The following is a 752-nucleotide window of genomic DNA, read 5'->3' as shown; positions in this document are numbered from 1 at the left end:
TAAGAGCCGATTCTGCCGGGTCATCTCGATCGATCAAGCTACTGGCATCAGCAAGTGCCAGGTTAACGTCGTCGAAGCGTGCGAATTTAGGGGACTGACCATCAGCACCGTGGCAAGCGCCGCAGCGGTTTTCAGTAACGATATTTTCCCAAAACTCGGTCTGAAACTTTAGCGCATCGTCAGTTTCTGGCGCAGGGCCTAGATACTCATCGGTACTGGTGTTTTGGTTAGTGTTAGGGTTGTCGGTATTTTCCTGGCCGCTGTCAGTACCGCAGGCGCTAAGTAGAATTAGGGCAAGGAGTGATAAACAAATGCTTTTTAAGGTATTAGTTGCTTTCATTGTCATATCCTCCTATTCGCCCATGCAGTAGGTGGCTGAATCTGCAAAGACTCTTTTGAGTTGATATCCACTGTTTTTGAATGATGTGACCATTGATGCAACTTCAGCTCGGTCAGCAGCGTCTGATGGTTCTCTTAGGCAGACATTCTGGAAAACTTTTTTCACTTGGCATTCGGCAAAGGCTTCGGAATGTGCAAGTTCTTGTGCCATGGATGCAGCGCCATTTCCAGAGCCGGGGAGGGTGGAATCCCATCCCAGTAACTGGTTTCTTCCTGAGCGCCAGTAATTTTCCCAGCTGTCATCTGGCGTGATATAGCCAAACTCAAAGTTGTTAGCGTTGATGTGATACTTTGCTTGTACGCGGCTGCCAGTGCTCGCATCGGTCATGCCTTCCTGGTTATAGACCATTTGG

General features: G+C 48.7%; 2 pseudogenes. Both read right to left on the bottom strand.

Annotated elements, in window-relative coordinates:
- Positions 1 to 340: pseudogene (locus A3757_RS22635) on the bottom strand (LamG domain-containing protein); the annotation flags it as partial.
- Positions 341 to 352: 12 nt separating this feature from the next.
- Positions 353 to 752: pseudogene (locus tag A3757_RS22630) on the bottom strand (hypothetical protein); the annotation flags it as partial.

Source organism: Oleiphilus sp. HI0117 (assembly GCF_001635235.1).
The sequence above is the reverse complement of the archived record's forward strand: the minus strand, read 5'-3'. Positions and strand labels throughout refer to the sequence as shown.